The sequence below is a fragment of the Pseudomonas mucoides genome, assembly GCF_015461845.1.
Taxonomy (GTDB): Bacteria; Pseudomonadota; Gammaproteobacteria; order Pseudomonadales; family Pseudomonadaceae; genus Aquipseudomonas; species Aquipseudomonas mucoides.
The window spans coordinates 474,370-495,744 of sequence record NZ_JACOPW010000001.1 but is presented as its reverse complement, the minus strand read 5'-3'; the positions used below and the strand labels follow the sequence as shown (position 1 = coordinate 495,744).

General features: G+C 58.5%; 21 protein-coding genes. 10 read left to right on the top strand and 11 right to left on the bottom strand.

Annotated features, from left to right (window positions below; all coding sequences use genetic code 11):
• Window position 1 precedes the first annotated feature (1 nt).
• From H8F22_RS02365 to H8F22_RS02350, 4 genes are all read left to right on the top strand, one after another.
• Complete coding sequence (locus H8F22_RS02365) at window positions 2-2,539, top strand: efflux RND transporter permease subunit (RefSeq protein WP_027921438.1); 2,538 nt, start codon at window positions 2-4, stop codon at window positions 2,537-2,539.
• Window positions 2,540-2,545: 6 nt separating this feature from the next.
• Window positions 2,546-4,324: an acyl-CoA dehydrogenase C-terminal domain-containing protein gene (locus H8F22_RS02360; protein WP_194939730.1), complete on the top strand. Its 1,779-nt coding sequence runs from the start codon at window positions 2,546-2,548 to the stop codon at window positions 4,322-4,324.
• A gap of 101 nt (window positions 4,325-4,425) precedes the next feature.
• Window positions 4,426-6,069 (top strand): fatty acid--CoA ligase, encoded by a 1,644-nt coding sequence (locus H8F22_RS02355; protein WP_027921436.1) that lies wholly within the window; start codon window positions 4,426-4,428, stop codon window positions 6,067-6,069.
• Between the two features lie 539 nt (window positions 6,070-6,608).
• A complete protein-coding gene (locus H8F22_RS02350; RefSeq protein ID WP_194939729.1) occupies window positions 6,609-6,932 on the top strand; it encodes a hypothetical protein in 324 nt (107 codons plus the stop codon).
• A 220-nt stretch (window positions 6,933-7,152) separates the two neighbouring features.
• On the opposite strand, the gene H8F22_RS02345 is transcribed toward H8F22_RS02350, so the two are convergent.
• The gene (locus H8F22_RS02345; protein ID WP_194939728.1) at window positions 7,153-7,587 is read right to left on the bottom strand and encodes a chemotaxis protein CheW; all 435 of its coding nucleotides are present in this window, start codon (window positions 7,585-7,587) and stop codon (window positions 7,153-7,155) included.
• Between the two features lie 306 nt (window positions 7,588-7,893).
• A complete protein-coding gene (locus H8F22_RS02340) occupies window positions 7,894-8,187 on the bottom strand; it encodes a hypothetical protein (RefSeq protein ID WP_194939727.1) in 294 nt (97 codons plus the stop codon).
• Between the two features lie 177 nt (window positions 8,188-8,364).
• Between H8F22_RS02340 and H8F22_RS02335 the strand changes: the two genes are divergently transcribed.
• Window positions 8,365-8,688, top strand: coding sequence for a hypothetical protein (locus H8F22_RS02335; protein WP_027921435.1), 324 nt, complete (start codon window positions 8,365-8,367; stop codon window positions 8,686-8,688).
• A 248-nt stretch (window positions 8,689-8,936) separates the two neighbouring features.
• Here the strand turns inward: H8F22_RS02335 and H8F22_RS02330 are convergent, their stop codons facing one another.
• Window positions 8,937-9,143, bottom strand: a complete 207-nt coding sequence (locus tag H8F22_RS02330; RefSeq protein ID WP_194939726.1) for a hypothetical protein — start codon at window positions 9,141-9,143, stop codon at window positions 8,937-8,939.
• A gap of 291 nt (window positions 9,144-9,434) precedes the next feature.
• Window positions 9,435-10,175: a hypothetical protein gene (locus tag H8F22_RS02325; protein ID WP_027921433.1), complete on the bottom strand. Its 741-nt coding sequence runs from the start codon at window positions 10,173-10,175 to the stop codon at window positions 9,435-9,437.
• Window positions 10,176-10,485: 310 nt separating this feature from the next.
• Here H8F22_RS02325 and H8F22_RS02320 point away from each other — a divergent pair, with 310 nt between their 5' ends.
• From H8F22_RS02320 to H8F22_RS02310, 3 genes are all read left to right on the top strand, one after another.
• A complete protein-coding gene (locus H8F22_RS02320; protein WP_027921432.1) occupies window positions 10,486-10,701 on the top strand; it encodes a TOBE domain-containing protein in 216 nt (71 codons plus the stop codon).
• Window positions 10,702-10,780: 79 nt separating this feature from the next.
• Window positions 10,781-11,800, top strand: a complete 1,020-nt coding sequence (locus H8F22_RS02315) for an ABC transporter substrate-binding protein (RefSeq protein WP_027921431.1) — start codon at window positions 10,781-10,783, stop codon at window positions 11,798-11,800.
• A 16-nt stretch (window positions 11,801-11,816) separates the two neighbouring features.
• Entirely contained in the window at window positions 11,817-13,043 is a 1,227-nt protein-coding gene (locus H8F22_RS02310) for an RtcB family protein (protein WP_027921430.1), read from the top strand.
• Window positions 13,044-13,064: 21 nt separating this feature from the next.
• Here H8F22_RS02310 and H8F22_RS02305 read toward each other — a convergent pair whose 3' ends face one another.
• The 4 genes from H8F22_RS02305 to H8F22_RS02290 all read right to left on the bottom strand — a co-directional run bounded on the left by H8F22_RS02305 (window position 13,065) and on the right by H8F22_RS02290 (window position 15,652).
• Window positions 13,065-13,490, bottom strand: a complete 426-nt coding sequence (locus tag H8F22_RS02305; RefSeq protein ID WP_027921429.1) for a hypothetical protein — start codon at window positions 13,488-13,490, stop codon at window positions 13,065-13,067.
• A gap of 126 nt (window positions 13,491-13,616) precedes the next feature.
• Entirely contained in the window at window positions 13,617-14,030 is a 414-nt protein-coding gene (locus H8F22_RS02300; RefSeq protein WP_027921428.1) for a VOC family protein, read from the bottom strand.
• A gap of 181 nt (window positions 14,031-14,211) precedes the next feature.
• Window positions 14,212-14,814, bottom strand: coding sequence for a TetR/AcrR family transcriptional regulator (locus tag H8F22_RS02295; RefSeq protein ID WP_027921427.1), 603 nt, complete (start codon window positions 14,812-14,814; stop codon window positions 14,212-14,214).
• Window positions 14,801-15,652 carry a 3-hydroxybutyryl-CoA dehydrogenase gene (locus H8F22_RS02290; RefSeq protein ID WP_027921426.1) on the bottom strand — a complete coding sequence of 284 codons (852 nt, stop codon included), beginning with the start codon at window positions 15,650-15,652 and terminating at the stop codon, window positions 14,801-14,803. Before H8F22_RS02290 ends, H8F22_RS02295 begins: the two co-directional genes overlap by 14 nt.
• A gap of 166 nt (window positions 15,653-15,818) precedes the next feature.
• Between H8F22_RS02290 and H8F22_RS02285 the strand changes: the two genes are divergently transcribed.
• Window positions 15,819-16,835, top strand: a complete 1,017-nt coding sequence (locus H8F22_RS02285; RefSeq protein ID WP_194939725.1) for an AraC family transcriptional regulator — start codon at window positions 15,819-15,821, stop codon at window positions 16,833-16,835.
• Between the two features lie 19 nt (window positions 16,836-16,854).
• Here H8F22_RS02285 and H8F22_RS02280 read toward each other — a convergent pair whose 3' ends face one another.
• Both H8F22_RS02280 and H8F22_RS02275 read right to left on the bottom strand, forming a co-directional pair.
• Complete coding sequence (locus tag H8F22_RS02280) at window positions 16,855-17,760, bottom strand: hypothetical protein (protein ID WP_194939724.1); 906 nt, start codon at window positions 17,758-17,760, stop codon at window positions 16,855-16,857.
• Window positions 17,753-18,331, bottom strand: coding sequence for a DUF6932 family protein (locus tag H8F22_RS02275; protein WP_194939723.1), 579 nt, complete (start codon window positions 18,329-18,331; stop codon window positions 17,753-17,755). The genes H8F22_RS02280 and H8F22_RS02275 overlap by 8 nt, the downstream gene beginning before the upstream one ends.
• A 156-nt stretch (window positions 18,332-18,487) precedes the next feature.
• Between H8F22_RS02275 and H8F22_RS02270 the strand changes: the two genes are divergently transcribed.
• Complete coding sequence (locus H8F22_RS02270) at window positions 18,488-20,302, top strand: ABC transporter ATP-binding protein (RefSeq protein ID WP_027921423.1); 1,815 nt, start codon at window positions 18,488-18,490, stop codon at window positions 20,300-20,302.
• On the opposite strand, the gene H8F22_RS02265 is transcribed toward H8F22_RS02270, so the two are convergent.
• A complete protein-coding gene (locus tag H8F22_RS02265; protein WP_194939722.1) occupies window positions 20,274-21,209 on the bottom strand; it encodes an alpha/beta hydrolase in 936 nt (311 codons plus the stop codon). The genes H8F22_RS02270 and H8F22_RS02265 overlap by 29 nt on opposite strands.
• Between the last annotated feature and the right edge of the window lie 166 nt (window positions 21,210-21,375).

The window sequence follows — 21,375 nt, the reverse complement described above, 5'->3', positions numbered from 1 at the left end:
CATGGGCAACATAAAACAACAAGAAGCCATGCCGGTGATCCGCGACGTGCGCGATTTCGACCGTCGCTCCGGCAACCTGCTGGAACGCCTGGTCTTCAACTACCGCCCTCTGTTCATGCTGCTGATGGCGCTCGCCACCGTGGTGCTGGGCTTCATGGCGGTCACCCGTCTGGAGCTGCGCCCCAGCTTCGAAAAAATGATTCCGCAGAGCCAGCCGTACATCCAGAATTTCCTGGAAAACCGTGCGTCCCTACGCGGCCTCGGTAACTCGGTGCGGGTGGTGGTGGAAAACACCCAGGGCGACATTTTCGACCCTGAATACCTGGACGTGCTCAAGCAGGTCAACGACCAACTGTTCCTCACCGAAGGCGTTGACCGCGCCTGGATGAAATCGCTGTGGAGCCCGGCGGTACGCTGGACCGAAGTCACCGAGGAAGGCTTCCAGGGTGGCCCGGTGATGCCCGACACTTACCAGGGCAAGCCTGAACAAATCGAGCAGCTGCGCCAGAACATTTCCCGTGCCGGGATCGTCGGCAGCCTGGTCGCCAGCGACTTCAAATCCAGCATGCTGATTGTGCCGCTGCTGGATAAGGCGGGCGCCGGCGGAAAGCGCATCAACTACCACGAATTTTCGCAGATGCTCGAAGAGCAGTTGCGCGACAAGATCGAATACGCCGGTGACAGCGCCGCGCGCAAGTCCGGCGTCGAAGGCAAAGGTCACTACAAAGTCCGGGTGATCGGCTTCGCCAAATTGATGGGCGACCTGATCGACGGCCTGATTCAGGTGATGATGTTTTTCGGCCTGGCCGTGATCACGTCGCTGGTGATCATTTACGCCTACACCCGTTGCGTACGCAGCACCTTGCTGGTGGTCGGCTGCTCGCTGATTGCGGTGGTCTGGCAGCTGGGCATCGTCGCCTGGCTGGGTTACGCCATCGACCCGTACTCGGTGCTGGTGCCGTTCCTGATCTTCGCCATCGGCGTGTCCCACGCCGCGCAGAAGATGAACGGGATCATGCAGGACATCGCCCGCGGCACCCATAAACTGATCGCCGCGCGCTACACCTTCCGCCGTCTGTTCATTGCCGGGGTCACCGCGCTGCTGGCCGACGCCGTGGGTTTCGCCGTGCTGATGCTGATCGACATTCCGGTGATCCAGGACCTGGCGATCACCGCCAGCATCGGTGTCGCCGTCTTGATCTTCACCTCGCTGCTGCTGATGCCGGTGGCGCTGTCCTACGTCGGCGTCGGTGCGAAAGCCGCCGAGCGCGCGCTGAAAATCGACACCCGCGCTGAAAAGCACAAAGGCTTTGGCCGACTCTGGGATTTGCTCGACCGTTTCACCACCCGCAAGTGGGCCACGGGCGCCGTATTGGTCGCGGTGCTGATGGGCGTCGGCGGCTTCATGGTCAGCCTGCACCTGAAAATCGGCGACCTGGAAAGCGGGGCGCCGGAGCTGCGTGCCGACTCGCGCTACAACCGTGACAACGCCTACATCACCCAGCATTACGCACTGTCCAGCGACCTGTTCGCGGTGATGATCAAGACCGCACCGGAAGGCTGCCTGAACTACAAGACCCTGGTATTGGCCGACCGTCTGGCCTGGGAGCTGCAACAGAACCCGGGCGTGCGTGCGACCACCTCGCTGGTCAACGCCGTGCGCCAGATCACCGCCGGCACCTACGAGGGCAACCCCAAGCTCAACAGCATCCAGCGCAACCAGGACGTGCTCAACTACGCCGCGCAACAGGCCTCGGTCAACTCGCCGGAGCTGTTCAACAACAATTGCTCGCTGATGCCGGTGATCGCCTTCCTCAAGGACCACAAGGCCGAAACCCTGGACGAAGTGGTCGCCATCGCCGACAAGTTCGCCAAGGAAAACAGCACCGACGATCGTCAGTTCCTGCTCGCTGCCGGCAGTGCCGGGATTGAAGCGGCGACCAACATCGTGGTGCGCGAGGCCAATCACACCATGCTGCTGTACGTGTACGCGGCGGTGACGCTGTTCTGCCTGATCACCTTCCGCAGCTGGCGCGCGACGCTGGTGGCGCTGCTGCCGCTGGTGCTGACCTCGATCCTCTGCGAAGCCTTGATGGTGGCGATGGGCATCGGCGTGAAAGTCGCGACCTTGCCGGTGATCGCGTTGGGCGTCGGCATCGGCGTCGACTACGCGCTGTACCTGCTGAGTGTGCAGCTGCATTTCCAGCGTCAGGGTCTGTCGTTGTCCCAGTCGTACCGCAACGCCGTGTCGTTCACCGGCCGGGTGGTCGGGCTGGTCGGCATCACTCTCGCCGCCGGCGTGGTGTGCTGGGTCTGGTCGCCGATCAAATTCCAGGCCGACATGGGCATCCTGCTGACCTTCATGTTCCTGTGGAACATGCTCGGCGCGCTGATCCTGATTCCGGCCCTGTCGTACTTCCTGCTACGCGAAAAGTCCCTGGAAACGCGTCCTGTCGAGGACGCTCTGCTGGCGCCCGCCGAAGAAGCCGGCACCTCGCACACTTCACCTGTTCCTCATGCCTTGAGCACACCTGAGTAAGTCACTATGTCCGAATACAAAGCTCCCTTGCGCGACATGCGCTTCGTCCTCAATGAAGTCTTTGAGGTGTCCAGCCTGTGGGCGACATTACCTGGCCTGGCCGAGGTGATTGATGAAGAGACGGCTGCCGCGATCCTCGAAGAGGCCGGCAAGATCACTGGTGAAGTGATCGCACCGCTGAACCGCAATGGCGACGAACAAGGCTGCACCTGGAACAACGGCGAAGTCATCGCGCCGGACGGTTTTGTCGCCGCGTACCAGGCGTTCGCCGAGGGCGGTTGGGTCGGCGTGGGCGGTGATCCGCAGTTCGGCGGCATGGGCATGCCCAAGGCGATTTCGGCGCAGGTCGAAGAGATGGTCAACTCGGCCGGCCTGTCCTTCGGCCTCTACCCGATGCTGACGGCCGGCGCGTGCCTGTCGATCAATGCCCACGCCAGTGAAGAGCTCAAGCAGCGTTATTTGCCGAACATGTACGCCGGCACCTGGACCGGTTCGATGTGCCTGACCGAAGCCCACGCCGGCACCGACCTGGGCTTGATTCGTACCCGCGCCGAGCCTCAGGCCGACGGCAGCTATAAAGTCAGCGGCAGCAAAATTTTCATCACCGGCGGTGAGCACGACCTGACCGAAAACATCATTCACCTGGTACTGGCCCGACTGCCGGATGCACCGGCCGGTCCTAAAGGTATTTCCCTGTTCCTGGTGCCCAAGGTGCTGGTCAACGACGACGGTTCCCTGGGCGAGCGCAACGCGCTGTCCTGCGGGTCCATCGAGCACAAGATGGGCATCAAGGCCTCCGCCACCTGCGTGATGAACTTCGACGGCGCCACTGGCTGGATCGTCGACGCGCCGAACAAGGGCCTGGCGGCGATGTTCACCATGATGAACTACGAGCGTCTGGGCGTCGGCATTCAAGGGCTGTCCTTGGGCGAGCGCTCGTACCAGAACGCTGTCGAGTACGCCCGTGACCGTCTGCAAAGCCGTGCGCCAACCGGTGCGCAGAACAAGGACAAGGCCGCCGACCCGATCATCGTCCACCCGGACGTGCGCCGCATGTTGTTGACCATGAAAGCCTTGAACGAAGGAGGCCGTGCGTTCTCCAGCTACGTGGCCCTGCAACTGGACGCGGCCAAGTACAGTGAAGACGCGACCACGCGCAGTCGTGCACAGGAGTTGGTCTCGCTGTTGACCCCGGTGGCCAAGGCGTTTCTCACCGACATGGGCCTCGAAACCACATTGCACGGTCAGATGATTTTCGGCGGCCACGGCTACATCCGCGAGTGGGGCCAGGAGCAGTTGGTGCGTGACGTGCGCATCACCCAGATTTACGAAGGCACCAACGGCATCCAGTCGCTGGACCTGGTCGGGCGCAAGATCGTCGGCAGCGGCGGGGCGCTTTACCGCTTGTTCGCCTCCGAGGTTCGCCACTTCGCCGCCAACGCCAACGCCGAGTTCAGTGAGTTCAGCAAGCCGTTGAACGCCGCCGTGGACGTCCTCGACGAATTGACCGCGTGGGTGCTCGACCGGGCGAAAAACAACCCGAATGAAATCGGCGCAGCCTCGGTCGAGTACCTGCAAACCTTCGGCTACGTCGCCTACGCCTACATGTGGGCACTGATGGCCAAGACCGCCATCGGCAAGCAGGCCGAGGACGACTTCTACGTCAGCAAACTGGCCACCGCACGCTTCTACTTCGCCCGCCTGCTGCCACGCATCCATTCATTGAGCGCATCGGTCAAGGCCGGCAGCGAGTGCCTCTACGAGCTGGACGCCGCGCAGTTCTGATCGCCAGGCCCCCGCGACTCCCGACTCCGCGTCGGGAGTCGATTGCAACTGAGTGCATCGAGGGGCTCTGAGCCAATAACATAAGGACCAGGAACCCAAACATGATGGCGACAAAAATAATCCCGCCCGCCGATGGCGCCTACGCCTATCCCTTGCTGATCAAGCAATTATTGCTGTCCGGTGCGCGCTACGAACCGGGTCGCGAAATCGTCTACGCCGACAAACTGCGCTACGACTACCAGACCCTCAACAAACGCATCCGCAAACTGGCCAACGCCTTGACGGCCGCCGGCGTGAAAGCCGGGGACACCGTGGCACTGCTGGACTGGGACAGCCATCGCTACCTGGAATGCTTCTTCGCCGTGCCGATGATCGGCGCGGTGCTGCATACGGTGAACATTCGTCTGTCGCCGGATCAGGTGCTGTTCACCATGAACCACGCCGAAGACGATCTGGTGCTGGTGCATGATGATTTCCTGCCGTTGCTCGAGCAGGTCCAGGATCGGTTGACCACCGTCAAAGGCTATCTCCAACTCACCGATGACAGCGCCGCCAGCACCTCGTTGCCGGTGCTGGGTGAATATGAGCATTTGCTGTCGCTGGCATCAGACCAGTACGACTTCCCCGATTTCGACGAGAACTCGGTGGCGACCCTGTTCTACACCACCGGCACCACCGGCGACCCGAAAGGCGTGTACTTCACCCATCGCCAACTGGTCCTGCACACCCTGAATGCCGTTGGCACGCTGGGCGTGTATCAAGGCCAGCCGCTGCTGCGTTCCGATGACGTGTACATGCCGATCACGCCGATGTTTCACGTGCATGCGTGGGGCGTGCCGTATGTCGCCACGCTGATGGGGCTGAAGCAGGTTTATCCGGGCCGCTACGAACCCAACAGCCTGGTCCGGTTGTATCGTGAGGAGAAGGTCACCTTCTCCCATTGTGTGCCGACCATTCTGCAAATGATCCTGAACTGCGAGGCCGGGAAGCAAACCCGTTTCGAGGGCTGGAAAATGCTCCTCGGCGGCAGTGCGCTGACCCTCGGTATCGCCAGCGAAGCCAGCGCCAAAGGCATGGTGGTGCACAGCGGTTACGGCATGTCGGAAACCTGCCCGTTGCTGTGCCTGAGTTACCTGCGTGACGACGTGCTCAAGCAACCCATGCAAGACCAATTGGCAACCCGCATCAAAACCGGCACCCCGGTGCCCATGGTTGACCTGAAAATCGTCGATGCCAGCGGCAACGATGTGGTCCATGACGGTGAGTCTCTCGGCGAAATCGTGGTCCGCGCACCGTGGCTGACCCAGGGTTATTTGAAAGAACCGGCAAAGGGCGCCGAGCTCTGGCTCGACGGCTGGATGCACACGGGCGACATGGCTTCCATCGACTCGATGGGCGGCGTGGAAATCAAGGACCGCATCAAGGATGTGATCAAGACCGGGGGCGAGTGGATCAGCTCGCTGGAACTGGAGAGCCTGATCAGCGAACACGCGGCGGTGATGTCTGTCGCGGTCGTCGGCATCGTCGATGAGCAGTGGGGCGAACGGCCCATGGCGATGGTGGTGTGCGAGCCGGGTCAGTACCTCGACAAGCAAATCCTCGAGACGCACCTGCAGACATTTGTCGAGAGTGGGCGTATCAACAAATGGGCGATTCCGAAGCAGTTCAAGTTCGTGGCCGAGATTCCCAAGACCAGTGTCGGGAAGATCAACAAGAAGCTGATTCGGGAGAGTGAGGCGGGCTGACGGTTGAAGCAGTTGTCCGGCTCGTTGGGTCGATAAAAGAACGTGGCGTGGGGGAGACCTCACGCCACGTTTTCGTTTGGGGTTGCTTGTTGATTGTGGGGTGTTATTTAAGGATTTGGCCTACGCCGTTTTCCTACTTCTCTGACTGCTTTCCTGATTGATCTCCCGCAAAGTCTCGCGCGCTCAAAACGCTGCGCGAGGGCGAAATTTCTGGGCAAGGTCGTCGGAAGTTTCCTTCAAGTTGTGGCGGCTTTGATGAACTGGTGCGAAGTGAGATCCATGGATAGTCTTTGGCTGTCGCTGCAAATGCAGTGGCAGGGTGTAGGAACCCTTGGATTTTCACCGCGCGTCAGCGCTGTCGTGTGATTGCGGCACTTACTTAGTGTCCGTAAGATCGTTCGCGGCGGCTGTGCGCGGGACACGCTTCGGCGTGGCTGAGTTTGGTGGATCCTCAGTTTCCTACTCCCGCGTACGGCTGCCACCCAAGCCCGTAGGAAGGCCGTTGGTAGCTTAAATTTATCCGCCCAAGGTCTGAAAAAATGAAAACCCTTCACCCCGATCCACCCTACGAAAAACCCATTCCCCACCCCAAAAGCCGCTTCATGGCGCTCACCAGCAACTGCACCGACATGCCCACGCTGTTCGTCGACACCCACGCGCCGCTCGATGTTTTATACGAAGCTGCCAACTACCGGATTCGCGCCGTCACCCAGGTACTGGAAAACATGTCGATGCGCGGTTCAGTCGAGTGCGAATCCTTCATCCTCAGCGACTTTGCGCTGCTGTGCGCCATCCCATTGCGCGATGGCTGTGATGTGCTGGATGTAGTGGGGCGGCGATTGCGGGCAATGCCTTCGCAATAGCGACTAGTTGCTTTTGTGGCGAGGGGGCTTGTCGGACCGTCGCACCGCCTCGTTCGGCTGCGCAGCCGCCGCCAAACCAATCTCCGCGGTATGCCTGATAAAACCACATTGCCGGATTTTGGGACTGCTTCGTAGCCGAACGGTGCGGCGGTCCGACAAGTCCTCGCCACAGGGTTGTTGAATGTCCCCTTTATTCTTTCTCCTTTAACACTCAAATTAGTTATGAGCTGGACATAAGTCCATTTGTGTCCAGTATTATAAACATACGCTCATCTAGATTGCCCACCCCAACCACGCAGGGGGTAATATTATCAGGGTCAAAGTTATTAGCTGGACATACCTGGTTCTGATGCAGAGTTATCACGTCTGAGACACTATCTACTACTATTCCGACGGTGCGTGTATTTTCTTTCAAAATTATCACTGTCGTAGATTGATCGTACGTCGGCTTGTCCAAGCAGAATTTGATTCTTAGATCTACAATTGGCACGACGATGCCGCGTAAATTGATGACCCCTTTCAAAAAATCTGGAGCGTTGGCGATTGGCGTTACAGGCTCGTATTCACGTATCTCCTGTACACTCAATATATCAATTGCATATTCTTTCTCGCCTAAATTAAATGGCAGTAGATCTTGGGTTGTGAGGTTTTGCATGATGATTTCCTTGTTGGTTTTGCGGATGTTAAAAGTGCCTGATTAATATTTTTCAATGCGTGCATTTTTTTGGCAAAAGGTACATGCTGTACAAGGGGTTTAACCCTAATCTGCTGGTCAACTAAACACGACAATCGCTATTCGGGGATTTAATGCTCTAGAGATAAGTGTATCTTGGTTTTCGGATGATGGTTATTGTCAAATCTAACAGTTGTTCAGTATGTTTTGCCATAAAACGCCTTGTGCTTAGTGTTTTTTGCTGTACAGCTGAAAGCACACAGAACCACAAACCTACCGTCTGTTTGATTAGCGAATACCGATCAGTTGAAGATAATGTGAGTCTCTGATAATGCGATGCACGCGGGCATGAATGAACAAAAGCTTGCTCGCAACTAATGTGAGCCAATGGGCTTCATCAATCGAAATTGAATTGAATTGAAACAATGCTTTGATTGCGAGCACGGCCGTTTTTGATTGCAAGCCGTTACACCTAACGGCTTCCATGAACGGGTGTGGATAGGTTCCCATCGTCGATAGTCTTTCTCCTGTCGCTGCAAATTCAGTGACAGGGCGTGGAAGCCCTTCTATCGTTAGGCGCATCAAGCGCCACCAGTTCGGCGTTTTTTATCGTCTGTGTTTTTTGGTGGCTGTGCGCGGGGCGCTTTCGAGTGCGCCGGGTGCCTAACGTCCCGGTCTTCCACACCTGCGTACAGCCGCCACCTATTTGCGTGGAAGTGATGTCTGGCGGCTTCAATCCATACGTTAGGACTCAAATCGATGAAAACACTTCACCCCGATCCACCCTACGAAAAACCCATTCCCCACCCCAAAAGCCGCTTCATGGCCCTCACCAGCAACTGCACCGACATGCCCACGCTGTTCGTCGACACCCACGCGCCGCTCGATGTTTTATACGAAGCTGCCAACTACCGGATTCGCGCCGTCACCCAGGTACTGGAAAACATGTCGATGCGCGGTTCAGTCGAGTGCGAATCCTTCATCCTCAGCGACTTTGCGCTGCTGTGCGCCATCCCATTGCGCGATGGCTGTGATGTGCTGGATGTAGTGGGGCGGCGATTGCGGGCGCAGGCTTCGGATTAGCGCCGCTGAATAATCGTTCCCACGCTCTGCGTGGGCATGCAGCCCATGACGCTCTGCGTCAAACGGGTGCCCGGCTTGACACCGGCAGTATGGCTGGAACGCGGAGCGTCCCTTGAGGCGTTCCCACGCAGAGCGAAGGAACGATCATCGCAACGATCGATGCTTTCGCAATAGCGACTCGCCGCAAAGCACATGCGCAAGGAGGGGTCACCCACCGGTGGGTGCCACTCCTTGGTGCAAAAGCTCACTCAGAGCAAGTAACCCGCAGCCTGGGCGAGGTGGTTGTCCTGCACACCAGCGATCAAGTGCAAGGGGATGTGCTGTTGTTCTTCCATGACGGGCACTTCGAAGCACCCCACAATTTGAACGTGCCGCTCACTCAATCCGGACGACTCTTGTGCCTGTAATTTAACCATTCTCGCGTGGTTCGCTGCGATTTCACTGAGGGTTGACACGTTAAATCTCCGGTGACTCACCAGGCGTTTCGCTGGGGTCCTTAAATGTTGAGTGGATTGTCGTCGCGTCAGATTTACGTCGTTTCCGGGCGGCTACGACCGGCCTTTGCAATCCCTGCGCCAGAGCGTCTCGTGCATTGCGCGACACGATTTACCAAGCGACGAATGGTTGAAAGGACAAGAAAGTTTCTGGGCGTGTCGTCGGAGAGTTTATGAAAGTTGCAGCGGTTTAAATGACCGTATGCGCCTTTCGACTGCGCATACGGTGTCGCGAATGCTCTGTAACGTCGCTTACTTGATCTCGACGTCGTTGAATTTCACGACGCTGTCATCGCCGTGATTGGTCCGCAGGCTCAGCTTGAGTGCAGGGGAATTTTGTAGATCACCGCGTCCTTGCTCAAACGCCAATCTCACCCGCGTGGGTACGCCGCGCACAACCGGGAAGGTTTCGCGGTTCATGAACTTTGAAGAGCCTACCTGCATCTTGTCGATGTTCAGCGCCCCACCGGTTTCTTCGAACAGACTTGTGTCGGAGTTGAAGTGAAATTCACCGTCCAGACGGGTATTCGTCAGCTCGAAATCACAGTTGGGCGAACGCCCGATTTTCTCGCAGCCCAACAGTTCGATGCGCACACCGTCAATCACCTCGATGCGTTTGCCCAACATATTGGCACCGCCATTCTCGATGAATTTCTGCTGGTTACGGGCGAAGTCGAAACTCGGTTTTGCGTATTCACCACCCAATGCGAAAAAAATCACCGCCAGGCCCGCCGAGAGGATCACCAGCATTGCACCTTTGAGCATCTGCGGGAGGCGGCTGGCATACCAGCCCAGGAAAATGACCGACAGAAAAACAAAGGCGCTCATGAACAGGATCACGTTTTTCCAGTTCAGAAAGCTCAGCCCGAACACGGTAGGGTCTGGAAACACATAGGTGATTAACCCCCACATAGCAGCCAGCAGTGCACTGATGCCGCCCATGATGCGCGTGATAAGACCGGAGATTTTCTTCGGTGGCAGTGCGGTTTCCATGTAAATCCTTGAGTGATTTCGTCGACGGGCGTTGTTGCCCATCGAGAGAGGTTGAAATAGGGAAGGGCGCTTCATGGAGTCCATTATCGAAGCGTTAGCTGTCAATTTTGAGTGAAATCAAGAGGGGTGGCAATCTAGTGGCCAGGGTCGTCTGTTTCGCCTGAAAGCAGGGAGCGAGAGTGGGTTTTGTTATATCCAAAAAGAATAAATAGATAATTATATATTCCTTTTGTTGCTTGCCTGATGGGTGCACGTTGGAGGCCTGCACATTTTGTGCGTATTGGCCCGACATCAGACAGGAAGCCTCATCATGACCATCAAAGCGATTAACGTCCGGAACCAGTTCAAGGGCGTCATCAAGGAAATCGTCCAAGGCGAAGTGGTGTCCGAAATCGACGTGCAAACCGCCTCCGGCATCGTCACCTCAGTGATCACCACCCGTTCGGTGCGCGACCTTGAACTGAAAGTGGGCAGCGAAGTGATTGCCTTCGTTAAATCCACCGAAGTCTCGATCGCCAAGCTCTGAAGCCCCCAGCCAACACATACTTTGTAGGTTGTGCCATTCCTTAATTTATCGGCATTGGCCAGTCACCCCCGAGGTTTTCATGACGACACCTTTCAAGCGCTCCGCACTAACCCTGTTCGCCACTTCCGTGGTGGCGCTGAGTGCATTACTCAGCCCGGTGGTTCAGGCCGAAGGCAAAATCAGCATTGCCCAGCAATTTGGTATCGGTTACCTGATTCTGGATGTGGTGCGCGACCAGCAGCTCATCGAAAAACACGGCAAGGAGCAGGGCCTCGACATCAAGGTCGACTGGAACAGCATCTCCGGGGCCACCGCCATGAACGAAGCGCTGCTGGCCGGGGCGCTGGATGTGGTGTCGGCCGGCGTGCCGCCGATGCTGACGATCTGGGACCGGACCAAGGGCAAGCAAAACGTCAAGGCCATTGCCTCGCTGGGGTCGATGCCCAATTACCTGCTGACCAATAATCCGAATGTGAAAAGCCTCAAGGATTTCACCGAAAAGGACCGAATCGCGGTGCCGGCGGCGGGGGTAGGTTTCCAGTCGCGCACCTTGCAGATCGAAACGGCCAAACAGTTTGGCGTGGACAATTTCAAGAAGTTTGACGATATCTCGATCAGTCTGGCCCACCCCGATGCAACGTCGGCGCTGATCGCCGGCGGTTCAGAGATCAACTCACACTTCTCCAGCCCGCCGTTCCAGTACCAGGAACTGCAAAGTCCCAACGTGCACAAGGTGCTGAGTTCCTACGACGTATTGGGTGGCCAGGCCACGTTCAACGTGTTGTACACCACCGAAAAATTCCACGACGAAAACCCGAAAACCTACAAAGCGTTTTACGCAGCGCTGGCCGAGGCAGAGCAGATTATCAAGGCTGACAAGCCCGCAGCGGCCCAGACCTATATCCGCGTGGAGCAATCGAAACTATCCTTGCCATTGGTTGAGAAAATCGTCGCCGACCCGGAAATCGATTTCACCGTGGTGCCACAGCGAACCTATATCTATGCCGAGCAATTGCAGACGTTAGGGGTGCTGAAAAACAAGGCAGACAGCTGGAAAGACTATTTCTTTGAGGAAGCACATGGCGGTGCAGGCAGTTGAGACACGCTCGAACATTATGCAAACCCCGACCTACCAACGGCTGGACGTCGCCAACGGCAAGCCGATCAAGCTCTGGACCGAAGGCGTCCCGGTCGAAAACGAAGCCCGGCAGCAACTGATCAACACCGCGAAGATGCCGTTCATCTTCAAGCATCTGGCGGTGATGCCTGACGTGCACCTGGGCAAGGGCTCGACCATCGGCAGCGTGATTCCGACCGTGGGCGCGATCATCCCGGCGGCCGTCGGCGTCGATATAGGCTGCGGCATGATCGCCGCCTGCACCACGCTGACCGCTGCGGATTTGCCCGACAACCTGCACGGTTTGCGCAGCGCCATCGAGAGAGCGGTGCCCCATGGCCGCACGCTGGGACGTGGCGTCCGGGACAAAGGCGCCTGGGACAGTGTTCCGAAACAGGCCGATCATGCCTGGTCGGCGCTGGCTTCACGGTTCAAGGCAATCACCGATAAGTACCCGAAACTCGCCCACACCAACAACCGTGGGCATTTGGGCACGTTGGGCAGCGGTAACCACTTTATTGAAGTGTGCCTGGATGAGACCGACCGGGTCTGGTTCATGCTGCACAGTGGTTCTCGCGGGGTCGGCAATGCCATCGGAAACCTGTTCATCCAACTGGCCCAGGCCGACATGCGACAGCACCTCGCCAACTTGCCGGACCGTGACCTGGCCTATTTCAAGGAAGGCAGTCGGCACTTTGACGATTACGTCGAAGCCGTGGGTTGGGCGCAGGATTTTGCCAGACAGAACCGTGCGCTGATGATGCAATCGGTGATTCAAGCGACCCGGCAAGTGATCAGGAAACCCTTCGAGGCGGCGCTGGAAGCGGTGAACTGTCACCACAACTACGTGCAAAAAGAGCGGCACTTCGGCGAGGACATCCTGGTCACCCGCAAAGGTGCGGTGTCGGCGAAGAAGGGCGAGTTGGGGATCATTCCGGGGTCGATGGGCGCGAAAAGTTTTATCGTTCGCGGGCTCGGCAATGAGCAGTCGTTCTGCTCCTGCAGCCACGGCGCCGGCCGCACCATGAGCCGCACCAAGGCGAAAAGTCTGTTCACCGTCCAGGATCAGGTTCGCGCCACCGCCCACGTGGAATGTCGCAAGGATGCGGCGGTGATCGATGAAATCCCGATGGCCTACAAAAACATCGACGACGTGATGCACGCCCAGCGCGAACTGGTGGAAGTGCTGCACACCTTGCGCCAGGTGGTGTGCGTCAAGGGCTGAACACTTCCACTCACCGAGCGATTACTTGTACTTGATCACGATGCCTTTGAGCTTGCGGCCCTGAATCGTTTCGATGTCGCGGCTCCACAGCGGCCCGCTGACATACGCGCCGACGGTCCCGATATGGTCGTAAACCACGACCACGGCATCGCCGCCAAGCTTGGCGGATTCCTCCCGCAGCTTTTCTTCAACCTGTGTAATCGGCGGGGCTGGGTCGACGCTGGCATCGATCAGCACTTCACCCAACCGAACATGCGGGCGAAGGGGCTCGGTGCGCAACACCACCACTTCACTGGCCAGTGTTGGGGCCGGATGTTCGACACCCACATAGGCTGTGGTCTGGGCATCGACGGTGGCGCAGCCATTGAGCGCGAGCAGGGCGGCGGCGAGCCCTCCCGCCAGCAGCGACATTTTGCAGCGGGTGGACCAAGGGGCATGGGCAGGCATAGCGGGTGTCCTCCGAACAATCCGTTGCCACGCGGGTGGCTTGTTGACGGTAGCAGACGGTCCGGGAGTTGCCAGAAAGCCCAACGTTCGCAGGTTGGGCTTTTTCAGGCCGGAGGCCAAAGCGTGTTACTGATCCTTCTCGCAGTTGACCATCCACGACACGCCGAACCGGTCCACCAGCATGCCGAAACGCGCCGCCCAAAACGTCTGTTCCAGCGGCATTTGCACGGTGCCGTCTTCCGACAAGGCATTAAAGACCCGTTCCGCTTCAGCGATGCTGTCGACATTCAGCGACACCGAAAAACCGGCCATGTCATCGACGGGACGATCCGGTGTGGTGTCAGACCCCATGATCGCCTGATCGCCCACCACCAGGCGGGTGTGAATGATCAGGTTATGAAGGTCTGTCGGCACGTGCTCGCCGGCCGGGGTTTCACCGAAGGTCATCATGGCTTCGATCTTGCCGGGCAAACTTTTCTCATAGAAAGTGAACGCCGCTTTGCAGTCGCCGTTGAAGATCAGGTAGGGGTTGATTTTCATGGTGTGCTCCCGGTAACGAAGGAGGCCGGGCGTGGCTGATCGACCCCCGGCCCACAGTAATTGGACGCCATTAGCAAAGCGTTAGAGGGAGGGTTTGGCAAAATTCGTTTAGATGATTTTTCTATTGAAGCGGGGTGTTTTATCGCCTGGACACGCGTGCACCTGACCTTGCATCAGGTGCTCACGCCACCGCGCGTGGCGCCGAAGGCCGCAGTAGACGCTCAATGGCCCCGCTCACCATGTTTTCCAGCAGTTCATCGCGCTCATGGTCGTTCAGCGGATGTTGCATCAACCAACTGGGGGCGCTGTTGAGCAAATTGGCGATGGCGTGTGCTGTGGCGCGTCTCGCCTGTTCACCGACCCGCGGTTTGGTGCCGAGCATCAGCAGCAGGCGGTGTTCGTATTGCTCGCGCAATTGCCGGACGCGCGCCTGTTGCTCGTCATTGAGGCAACCGCTGTCGCGTTCCGCCAGACGAAAATGCCACGGCATTTCCCGGTGCAGATTCAAATGCGCACGGATCAGGTTTTGCAGCTTGTCGCGTTTCGCCGGGCCCTTTTGATCGAGGCGATCCAGGGTCGCCAGCAGCTCTTCGTAGAACTCCTCGATCAGGTCGAGCAGCAAGTGCTGCTTGCTCGGGTAATGGTGATACAACGAGCCCGCGGAAAGCCCCAGGCACGTCGCCAGCTCACGCATGCCGACCTGACCGAAACCCTTGCTGGCAAACAACTCCAGCACTTTGTCCCGGTACTCGGCAAAGCGCGAGCAACGCTCAGGCATAGGCATGGAAGCCACGTCCTGTTTTACGACCCAGATAACCGGCGGCGACCATTTCCTTGAGCAGCGGAGCCGGGCGGTATTTGCTGTCGTTGAAGCCGTCGTAGAAGGCTTCCATGATGGCCAGCAAGGTATCCAGGCCGATCAGGTCGGCCAGGGCCAGCGGGCCGATCGGCTGGTTGCAGCCCAGGCGCATGCCCGCGTCGATGTCTTCGGCACTGGCCAGTCCTTCCTGGAACACCAGAATGGCTTCGTTGATCATCGGCACCAGAATCCGGTTGACCACGAAACCCGGGCGGTTGCCGGCGGTGATCGCGGTTTTGCCCAAGGTGGTCGCCATGTCCAGGGCCAGGGCATGGGTGGCGTCGCTGGTTTGCAGGCCGCGAATCACTTCAATCAGGCCCATCACCGGCACCGGGTTGAAGAAGTGCAGGCCGATGAAACGCTCAGGCTGGCTGACGCTGGCGGCGAGTTGGGTAATCGACAGCGACGAGGTGTTGGAGGCAATCACGCACTCGGCACTGACCTGCGCGGCGATTTGTTGCAGCACGCGCAGTTTCAGGTCAAGGTTTTCGGTGGCCGCTTCGATCACCAGTTGCGCGTTTTTCAGGCTGTCGTATTGGGTGCTGGTGCGAATCCTGTCGAGGGCGACGTGCTTCTGTTCCTCGGTCAGCGTTGCCTTGGCGACCTGGCGATCGAGGTTTTTGCTGACGGTGGCCAGCGCTTTTTGCAGGGCGCTTTCGGAGATGTCGATCAGGGTCACGGTGAAGCCGGCCAGCGCACAGACCTGCGCAATCCCGTTGCCCATGGTGCCCGCGCCGATCACGCCGATGTTTTGCAGATTCATCTTGCCGTCCTTCCACTCATACCTTGCGATACCTTGGCCGTCACAACGGTCGAAGGCGTACTATTGGCCGCGAGTCTAGAACCGGCCGTTCAGTTGTCCTATGCCGCAACTGTTCAACGCTGCTGGTGTTTTTTGCCATTCAAGTGTCAGGGAGCGAAACGTTCACATGCGGGAAAACGACTCGGTTGCCGTTTATTTCGTGCAGGCCATGATCCACGCTCTGGGAGGAGATTCGCAGCGCCTGACGGCTGTGCTGGAACAGGCCGGTATCGACCCGGCGTTGATGGCTGATCCCACGGCGCGGGTGCCGGCCAGCGCGTTCGCCGAGCTGTGGCTGATTCAGATCCGCGAGTTGAACGACGAGTTTTTCCGGCTCGACTCCCACGGCATGCCGCCGGGCAGCTTCGCCTTGATCTGCCGCGCCTTGATTCAAGAACCCGACCTGCACAAAGCCATGCGCCAGTGCCTGGCCAATTTCGGCCTGTTCCTGCGCGACTTCCGCGGCACCCTGAGCGTGCGCGGCAAGCGCGCAATCATCAGCCTCGACACCCACGCGCAAAACGACGACGTCAGCCGTTTCGGCGAAGAGACGTTCCTGGTGCTGATGATCAGCCTGCTGTGCTGGCTCGGCGGACGACGCATTCCCATCGACCGCGCGGACTTCCGCCATGAGCGCGTGTCCCTCAGTGACGACCGCCTGCTGTGGGGCCCCAACCTGACCTTCGGCGCCGAGCGCACCGAAATCGAATTCGCCAGCCACTACCTGCGCCTGCCGGTGGTGCAAGACCTGGCCTCACTCAAAGTATTCCTGCGCACGGCCCCGCAATGGCTGGTGATCCGTTTCCGCAACCAACACGGCCTGGCCTCGCAAGTCCACCAGCGCCTGCGCAACAGCGACTACAGCGAATGGCCGACCCTGCAGGATTTCGCCCTCGAACAACACCTGAGCCCCAGCACTTTCCGCCGCAAACTCGAGCGCGAAGGCTGCTCGTATCAGGAGATCAAGGACGAAGTACGGCGCGGCGTGGCGTTTGAACAATTACGCCAGAGCAAGGCGAGCATCAGCGACATCGCTGAACGGCTGGGCTTTCAGGAACCGAGCGCGTTTCATCGAGCGTTCAAGAAATGGACGGGGGAGAGCCCGGGGCGGTATCGGGCGCGGTTTCAGGTGGATGTGGAGTAAAGTCGACTGTTCTGGTGTATCAGTCATTCCAAGGAAAGCGCTGAAGGATATAGCGAGGTTTGCTGGAGCCGATTCGCTTGGCGCTTAATGTTATGTCGTAGGTTTTATAGAGATTCGCGTTCACCTCATTCGGATTGGGGATCGCTCTTGGGATACCTCCGTAAATAACCAAACCGTCGATGGTCCGAAATTCGAATGCCCGCTTATCCGGGAGCGCTCCAATAAACTCACCCGTGAACGTCTCTGTCGTTTCCTGGATGTTATCCAGGCTTAGCCGAGTCTTGCTTTTGCGGACCTGTTCACTGTCTGTGAACTGAAATTGACGGGTGGGAGTGGTCAGAGAACAAGAAGCGTCGTAGCTGGACAGCTTCCCCAGAAAATCTGCGACGCTCGACAGGGCTCTATCGGCCAATCTCGACACCGGTTCGGAGAGTTCTTCATCACTCTTCGTCGTGGCTTCGAGCAACTCGGTCATAAGGTCGATGGCTTGTGAAACCAAAGAGATCCCTTCCATTTCCGCTTGCGCCGCAGAAGGGACTTCATCCAGTTCGAAGCCAAAAGAGCCGAGCGCCGTTCCCGTTATGAGTAACTGATTGTTTGACCGATTTGGAATAGGGCCTTTATCGGCAAGAGTTCCGGAGATTGACGCCGCAATGGTAGCAATAGCTTCACTGAACGCTTGCGTTGCTGCCGTACCAAATTCGGCCAATACCCCCTGAGTACCTAAAACGGGGGCGCCACGATAGGTAATGACGACCTTCGCAGGTTGGTGCGTGTTCTGACTATTCGCTTCAAGCGCTGATTTCGCTTGCGCAATTCGAGAGCGAATGGACATTGCGGGTAGCTTGCTGAGCCCAGGTTTGGCTAGCTGCTTCTCCAGAAAGAGGAGCTCTGCCGACGTGTGCAGGTATTCGTTTCTATTCATGTGCTAGCTCCAGTTTACGAGCTGTCAGCATGGCCAGTGCCGCTCGATCCTCGCGAGGATCAAGGTCAACCCGTAGAAATCCTTTCCATTGTTTTGATCGGCGATGAGCCCACATGCTGTACCAGTACGAGGTCATTTCTACTAAGCGTTCAGGGGCATCACGAAGTGACTGAATATAAAAATCAACGCTGTACTGCTGTTTCAAGAAGGTCTGAGCCTCCCGTGTTGCGCCTAACAATCTTAGTTGACCGGGTTGCAGAGCGTCATAGAACTCATCACCTGCAAAAGTGAAGGTAACGACATCGATATCTCTGGGCGCGCGCTGATCAATCAGCTCAATGTTTTCTGCAAAACTACCGTTCAGCCATTGGAATCCTTCAGCCATGCCCATCCTGTGCAGCTCAGAGCGATGCGAGAGATAGCCATGCAGAATTTGACATCGATCCTGACTGATCGCGAAGCGTTCTATGAAGGCCAAGAGATCAACCTCATAGGGAGATCGATCCATCCCGGCAGGGTTTTGTTCATTGATGGGAGGGATAAGTCCCTCCGGGTTCCATTCAGGTATCAATCCCGGCTTCCTTGCTCAGTGATCTGAAAGTCGGTCGATCCTCATCCTGACGTCCTCTTGCGTCAAGCGAACAAACGTTACAGTTGATTCGCATCACGCACATTGCCGGGCTGAAGTACCCTGTCACCTTGTTTGCCCTCTGCGAGCTTTCCCCCCATGCCAGCGGCCCTTAACCGCCTCACCGCTCTGTTCGACCAGGCCCGACGCGCCTTGCTTCTGGTCTGGGGCACCTCCCGTGGATTGTTCCTCGGCCTGGTCCTGGCCACCCTGATTGCCGGTGTCCTCCCCGCGCTGGCCGCCTGGATCGGTCAACGCATCGTCGACGCAGTGGTCAGCGCCATGCAGTTGCACGCGCAGCAGGGCAGTGCGCCGTTGTGGCCGGTGGTGCGTTATGTGTTGATGGAGGCGGGGGTGTTGGCGTTGTTGTCCGGTACGCAGCGGGCGCTGTCGGTTCAGCAGTCGCTGTTGCGCGTGCAGTTGGGGCAGAAGGTCAACACGATGATTCTGGAGAAAGCCCAGACGTTGTCGTTGGTGCAGTTCGAGAACTCCGAGTTTTACGACAAGCTGGTGCGGGTGCGGCGCGAGGCGTCGACCCGGCCGCTGGCGTTGGTGATGAAGTCGTTGGGGCTGATCCAGAACCTGATTGTGCTGATCAGCTTTGGCGTGTTGCTGGTGCACTTTTCGCCGTGGGCGCTGGTGCTGCTGGTGGTCGGTGCATTGCCGGTGTTTTTCGCCGAGGCGCATTTTTCCGGGGATGCGTTTCGGCTGTTCACCCGCCGGGCGCCGGAGAGCCGGCAGCAGAATTACATCGAGACGCTGCTTTCCCACGAGGGGTACATCAAAGAGGTCAAGCTGTTCGGCTTCGCGCCGCTGTTGTTGCAGCGTTATCGCGACACCTTTGCGCGGCTCTACGCCGAAGACCGCCGCTTGACGTTGCGTCGCGATGGCTGGGGATTTGTCCTCGGCCTGCTCGGCACGGCGGCGTTCTACCTGGCGTATGCGTGGGTGGTGGTCGATGCCGTTCACGGCCAGATCACCCTGGGGCAAATGACCATGTACCTGGTGTTGTTCAAGCAGGGACAAACCGCAGTCAGCAGCAGCTTGAGCGCCATCAGCGGGCTCTATGAAGATGGCCTTTACCTGTCGAATCTCTACGAGTACCTGGCCGAACCGGTGGTGGCCGATACCGGGACGCTCACGGAAGGTGCCGTGCCTGGCGATGGTCTGCGATTCGAGAACGTCGGCTTCACGTATCCGGGGGCGAGTCATGCCGCATTGGAAAGCATTGACCTGCACCTGGTGCCGGGGCGCAGCCTGGCGCTGGTGGGGGAGAACGGCTCGGGCAAGACCACACTGATCAAGTTGCTGACCCGTTTGTACCGCCCCGATCAAGGGCGCATTTTGCTCGACGGCAGCGATTTGCAGACATGGCAGGAGGTCGCGCTGCGGCAGCGCATCGGCGTGATCTTTCAGGATTACATCCGCTACCAATTCTCGGTGGGCGAAAACATCGGGGTCGGCGACACCTTGGCGTTCAACGATGAACAGCGCTGGCAGGATGCGGCGGCCCAAGGCATGGCCGCGCCGTTCATCGAGCGTCTGGATCGCGGGTATGCCACGCAGCTGGGACGATGGTTTGCCGGAGGGCAGGAATTGTCCGGCGGGCAGTGGCAAAAGATCGCGTTATCGCGCGCCTACATGCGCCGCAATGCCGATATCCTGATTCTCGATGAGCCGACGTCGGCCCTCGATCCGGCGGCGGAAGCGGCGGTGTTCGAGCATTTCAGCGAGCACACCGAAGGTCGCATGACGTTGCTGATTTCCCATCGGTTTTCCAGCGTGCGCAATGCAGACCACATCATCGTGCTGGACCAGGGCACGATCCTCGAGCGTGGCGATCACGACAGCCTGGTGGAGGCGGGCGGGCGTTACGCGCAGCTGTTCAACCTGCAAGCCCGGGGTTACCGCTAGGTTTGGCTTTCATCAAACCATCGATTGCCTGGCGATACTGACTGCCACCCAGAATCATGCTGTTGTTATGCGTCCCTCCGGGCACCAGCAGCAGGCGCTTGGGTTCATTGGCGGCATTGAATAATTGCTGGCTGAAGCGTGAAGGCATGAACGGGTCGGCCAGGCCGTGGACCACCAGCAGCGGCATGTCGATGCCGACGATCTTGTCGATGGAATCGAATTTCTGCGACACCAGCCAACGCACTGGCAGCCATTTCACGGGCAGGTTGCTGTCGGCCACTTGCGCCACGGCATCGCCCAGCGAGGTGAACGTGGACTCGATCACCAGGCCGCGCACGGGCACGGGGTCATGGTGCTTTTTCGCTTGTGCGGCCAGGTCTGCCGCGAGGTCGATGGCCACCGCGCCGCCCAGGGAATGGCCGTAGATCAGGCGCTTGTTGGCGTCCGGTTGCATCTGGGTGAAACGCTCCCAGGCCGCTCGGGCGTCTTCGTAAACACTGGCTTCCGAGGGCAGGTCACCTTTGCTTTGGCCGAACCCTCGGTAGTCGATGGCCAGCACCGAGTAACCCATGGCGCGCAATTGCTCGATGCGAAACGCCTGGCCCGTGAGGTTCCAGCGCACACCGTGCAGGTAGAGGATCGACGGCGCATCCCGGCGCGCGGCTGGCCACCACCAGGCATGCAGGTTTTGCCCGGCCTTGAAGCTGGCGGGTTTGATGTCGAACTCCTGCACATCGCTCGGCAGGCCGCGGTACCAACCGGCGGTGCCCGGCTCGATGCGAAACAGCAGCTCGCGTTCCTTGTATTTGAGCACGCCACAACTCACCGGCAGTCCGACGATCAGCGCGGTCATGCACAGCAACGGTAGCCAGCGACGGCCTAAGCGGCTCAACCAATTCGACAACATGCGATGGTCCGGAAGATCAGCAGGAAAGGACGGGTTTTAACAGATGCGTGGTGGGGGCGGGAAGAATTTCGACAGCCGTACGAGGTTGTGGGGTGAACGATCGGGCCCCATCGCTGGCAAGTCGAATCGTCGCACCGTCGGTCCCACATGGGATCCCCGGTGTTCA

Excerpts from the sequence above, each read along its gene's own strand:
- H8F22_RS02350 (WP_194939729.1), top strand. The coding sequence starts at position 6,609 with ATGAAAACCCTTCACCCCGATCCACCCTACGAAAAACCCATTCCCCAC.
- H8F22_RS02280 (WP_194939724.1), bottom strand. The coding sequence starts at position 17,760 with ATGAATAGAAACGAATACCTGCACACGTCGGCAGAGCTCCTCTTTCTG.
- H8F22_RS02295 (WP_027921427.1), bottom strand. The coding sequence starts at position 14,814 with ATGCCTATGCCTGAGCGTTGCTCGCGCTTTGCCGAGTACCGGGACAAA.
- H8F22_RS02290 (WP_027921426.1), bottom strand. The coding sequence starts at position 15,652 with ATGAATCTGCAAAACATCGGCGTGATCGGCGCGGGCACCATGGGCAAC.
- H8F22_RS02310 (WP_027921430.1), top strand. The coding sequence starts at position 11,817 with ATGCAAACCCCGACCTACCAACGGCTGGACGTCGCCAACGGCAAGCCG.
- H8F22_RS02335 (WP_027921435.1), top strand. The coding sequence starts at position 8,365 with ATGAAAACACTTCACCCCGATCCACCCTACGAAAAACCCATTCCCCAC.
- H8F22_RS02265 (WP_194939722.1), bottom strand. The coding sequence starts at position 21,209 with ATGTTGTCGAATTGGTTGAGCCGCTTAGGCCGTCGCTGGCTACCGTTG.
- H8F22_RS02340 (WP_194939727.1), bottom strand. The coding sequence starts at position 8,187 with ATGCGCCTAACGATAGAAGGGCTTCCACGCCCTGTCACTGAATTTGCA.
- H8F22_RS02345 (WP_194939728.1), bottom strand. The coding sequence starts at position 7,587 with ATGCAAAACCTCACAACCCAAGATCTACTGCCATTTAATTTAGGCGAG.
- H8F22_RS02270 (WP_027921423.1), top strand. The coding sequence starts at position 18,488 with ATGCCAGCGGCCCTTAACCGCCTCACCGCTCTGTTCGACCAGGCCCGA.
- H8F22_RS02325 (WP_027921433.1), bottom strand. The coding sequence starts at position 10,175 with ATGGAAACCGCACTGCCACCGAAGAAAATCTCCGGTCTTATCACGCGC.
- H8F22_RS02320 (WP_027921432.1), top strand. The coding sequence starts at position 10,486 with ATGACCATCAAAGCGATTAACGTCCGGAACCAGTTCAAGGGCGTCATC.
- H8F22_RS02365 (WP_027921438.1), top strand. The coding sequence starts at position 2 with ATGGGCAACATAAAACAACAAGAAGCCATGCCGGTGATCCGCGACGTG.
- H8F22_RS02360 (WP_194939730.1), top strand. The coding sequence starts at position 2,546 with ATGTCCGAATACAAAGCTCCCTTGCGCGACATGCGCTTCGTCCTCAAT.
- H8F22_RS02315 (WP_027921431.1), top strand. The coding sequence starts at position 10,781 with ATGACGACACCTTTCAAGCGCTCCGCACTAACCCTGTTCGCCACTTCC.
- H8F22_RS02300 (WP_027921428.1), bottom strand. The coding sequence starts at position 14,030 with ATGAAAATCAACCCCTACCTGATCTTCAACGGCGACTGCAAAGCGGCG.
- H8F22_RS02355 (WP_027921436.1), top strand. The coding sequence starts at position 4,426 with ATGATGGCGACAAAAATAATCCCGCCCGCCGATGGCGCCTACGCCTAT.
- H8F22_RS02305 (WP_027921429.1), bottom strand. The coding sequence starts at position 13,490 with ATGCCTGCCCATGCCCCTTGGTCCACCCGCTGCAAAATGTCGCTGCTG.
- H8F22_RS02285 (WP_194939725.1), top strand. The coding sequence starts at position 15,819 with ATGCGGGAAAACGACTCGGTTGCCGTTTATTTCGTGCAGGCCATGATC.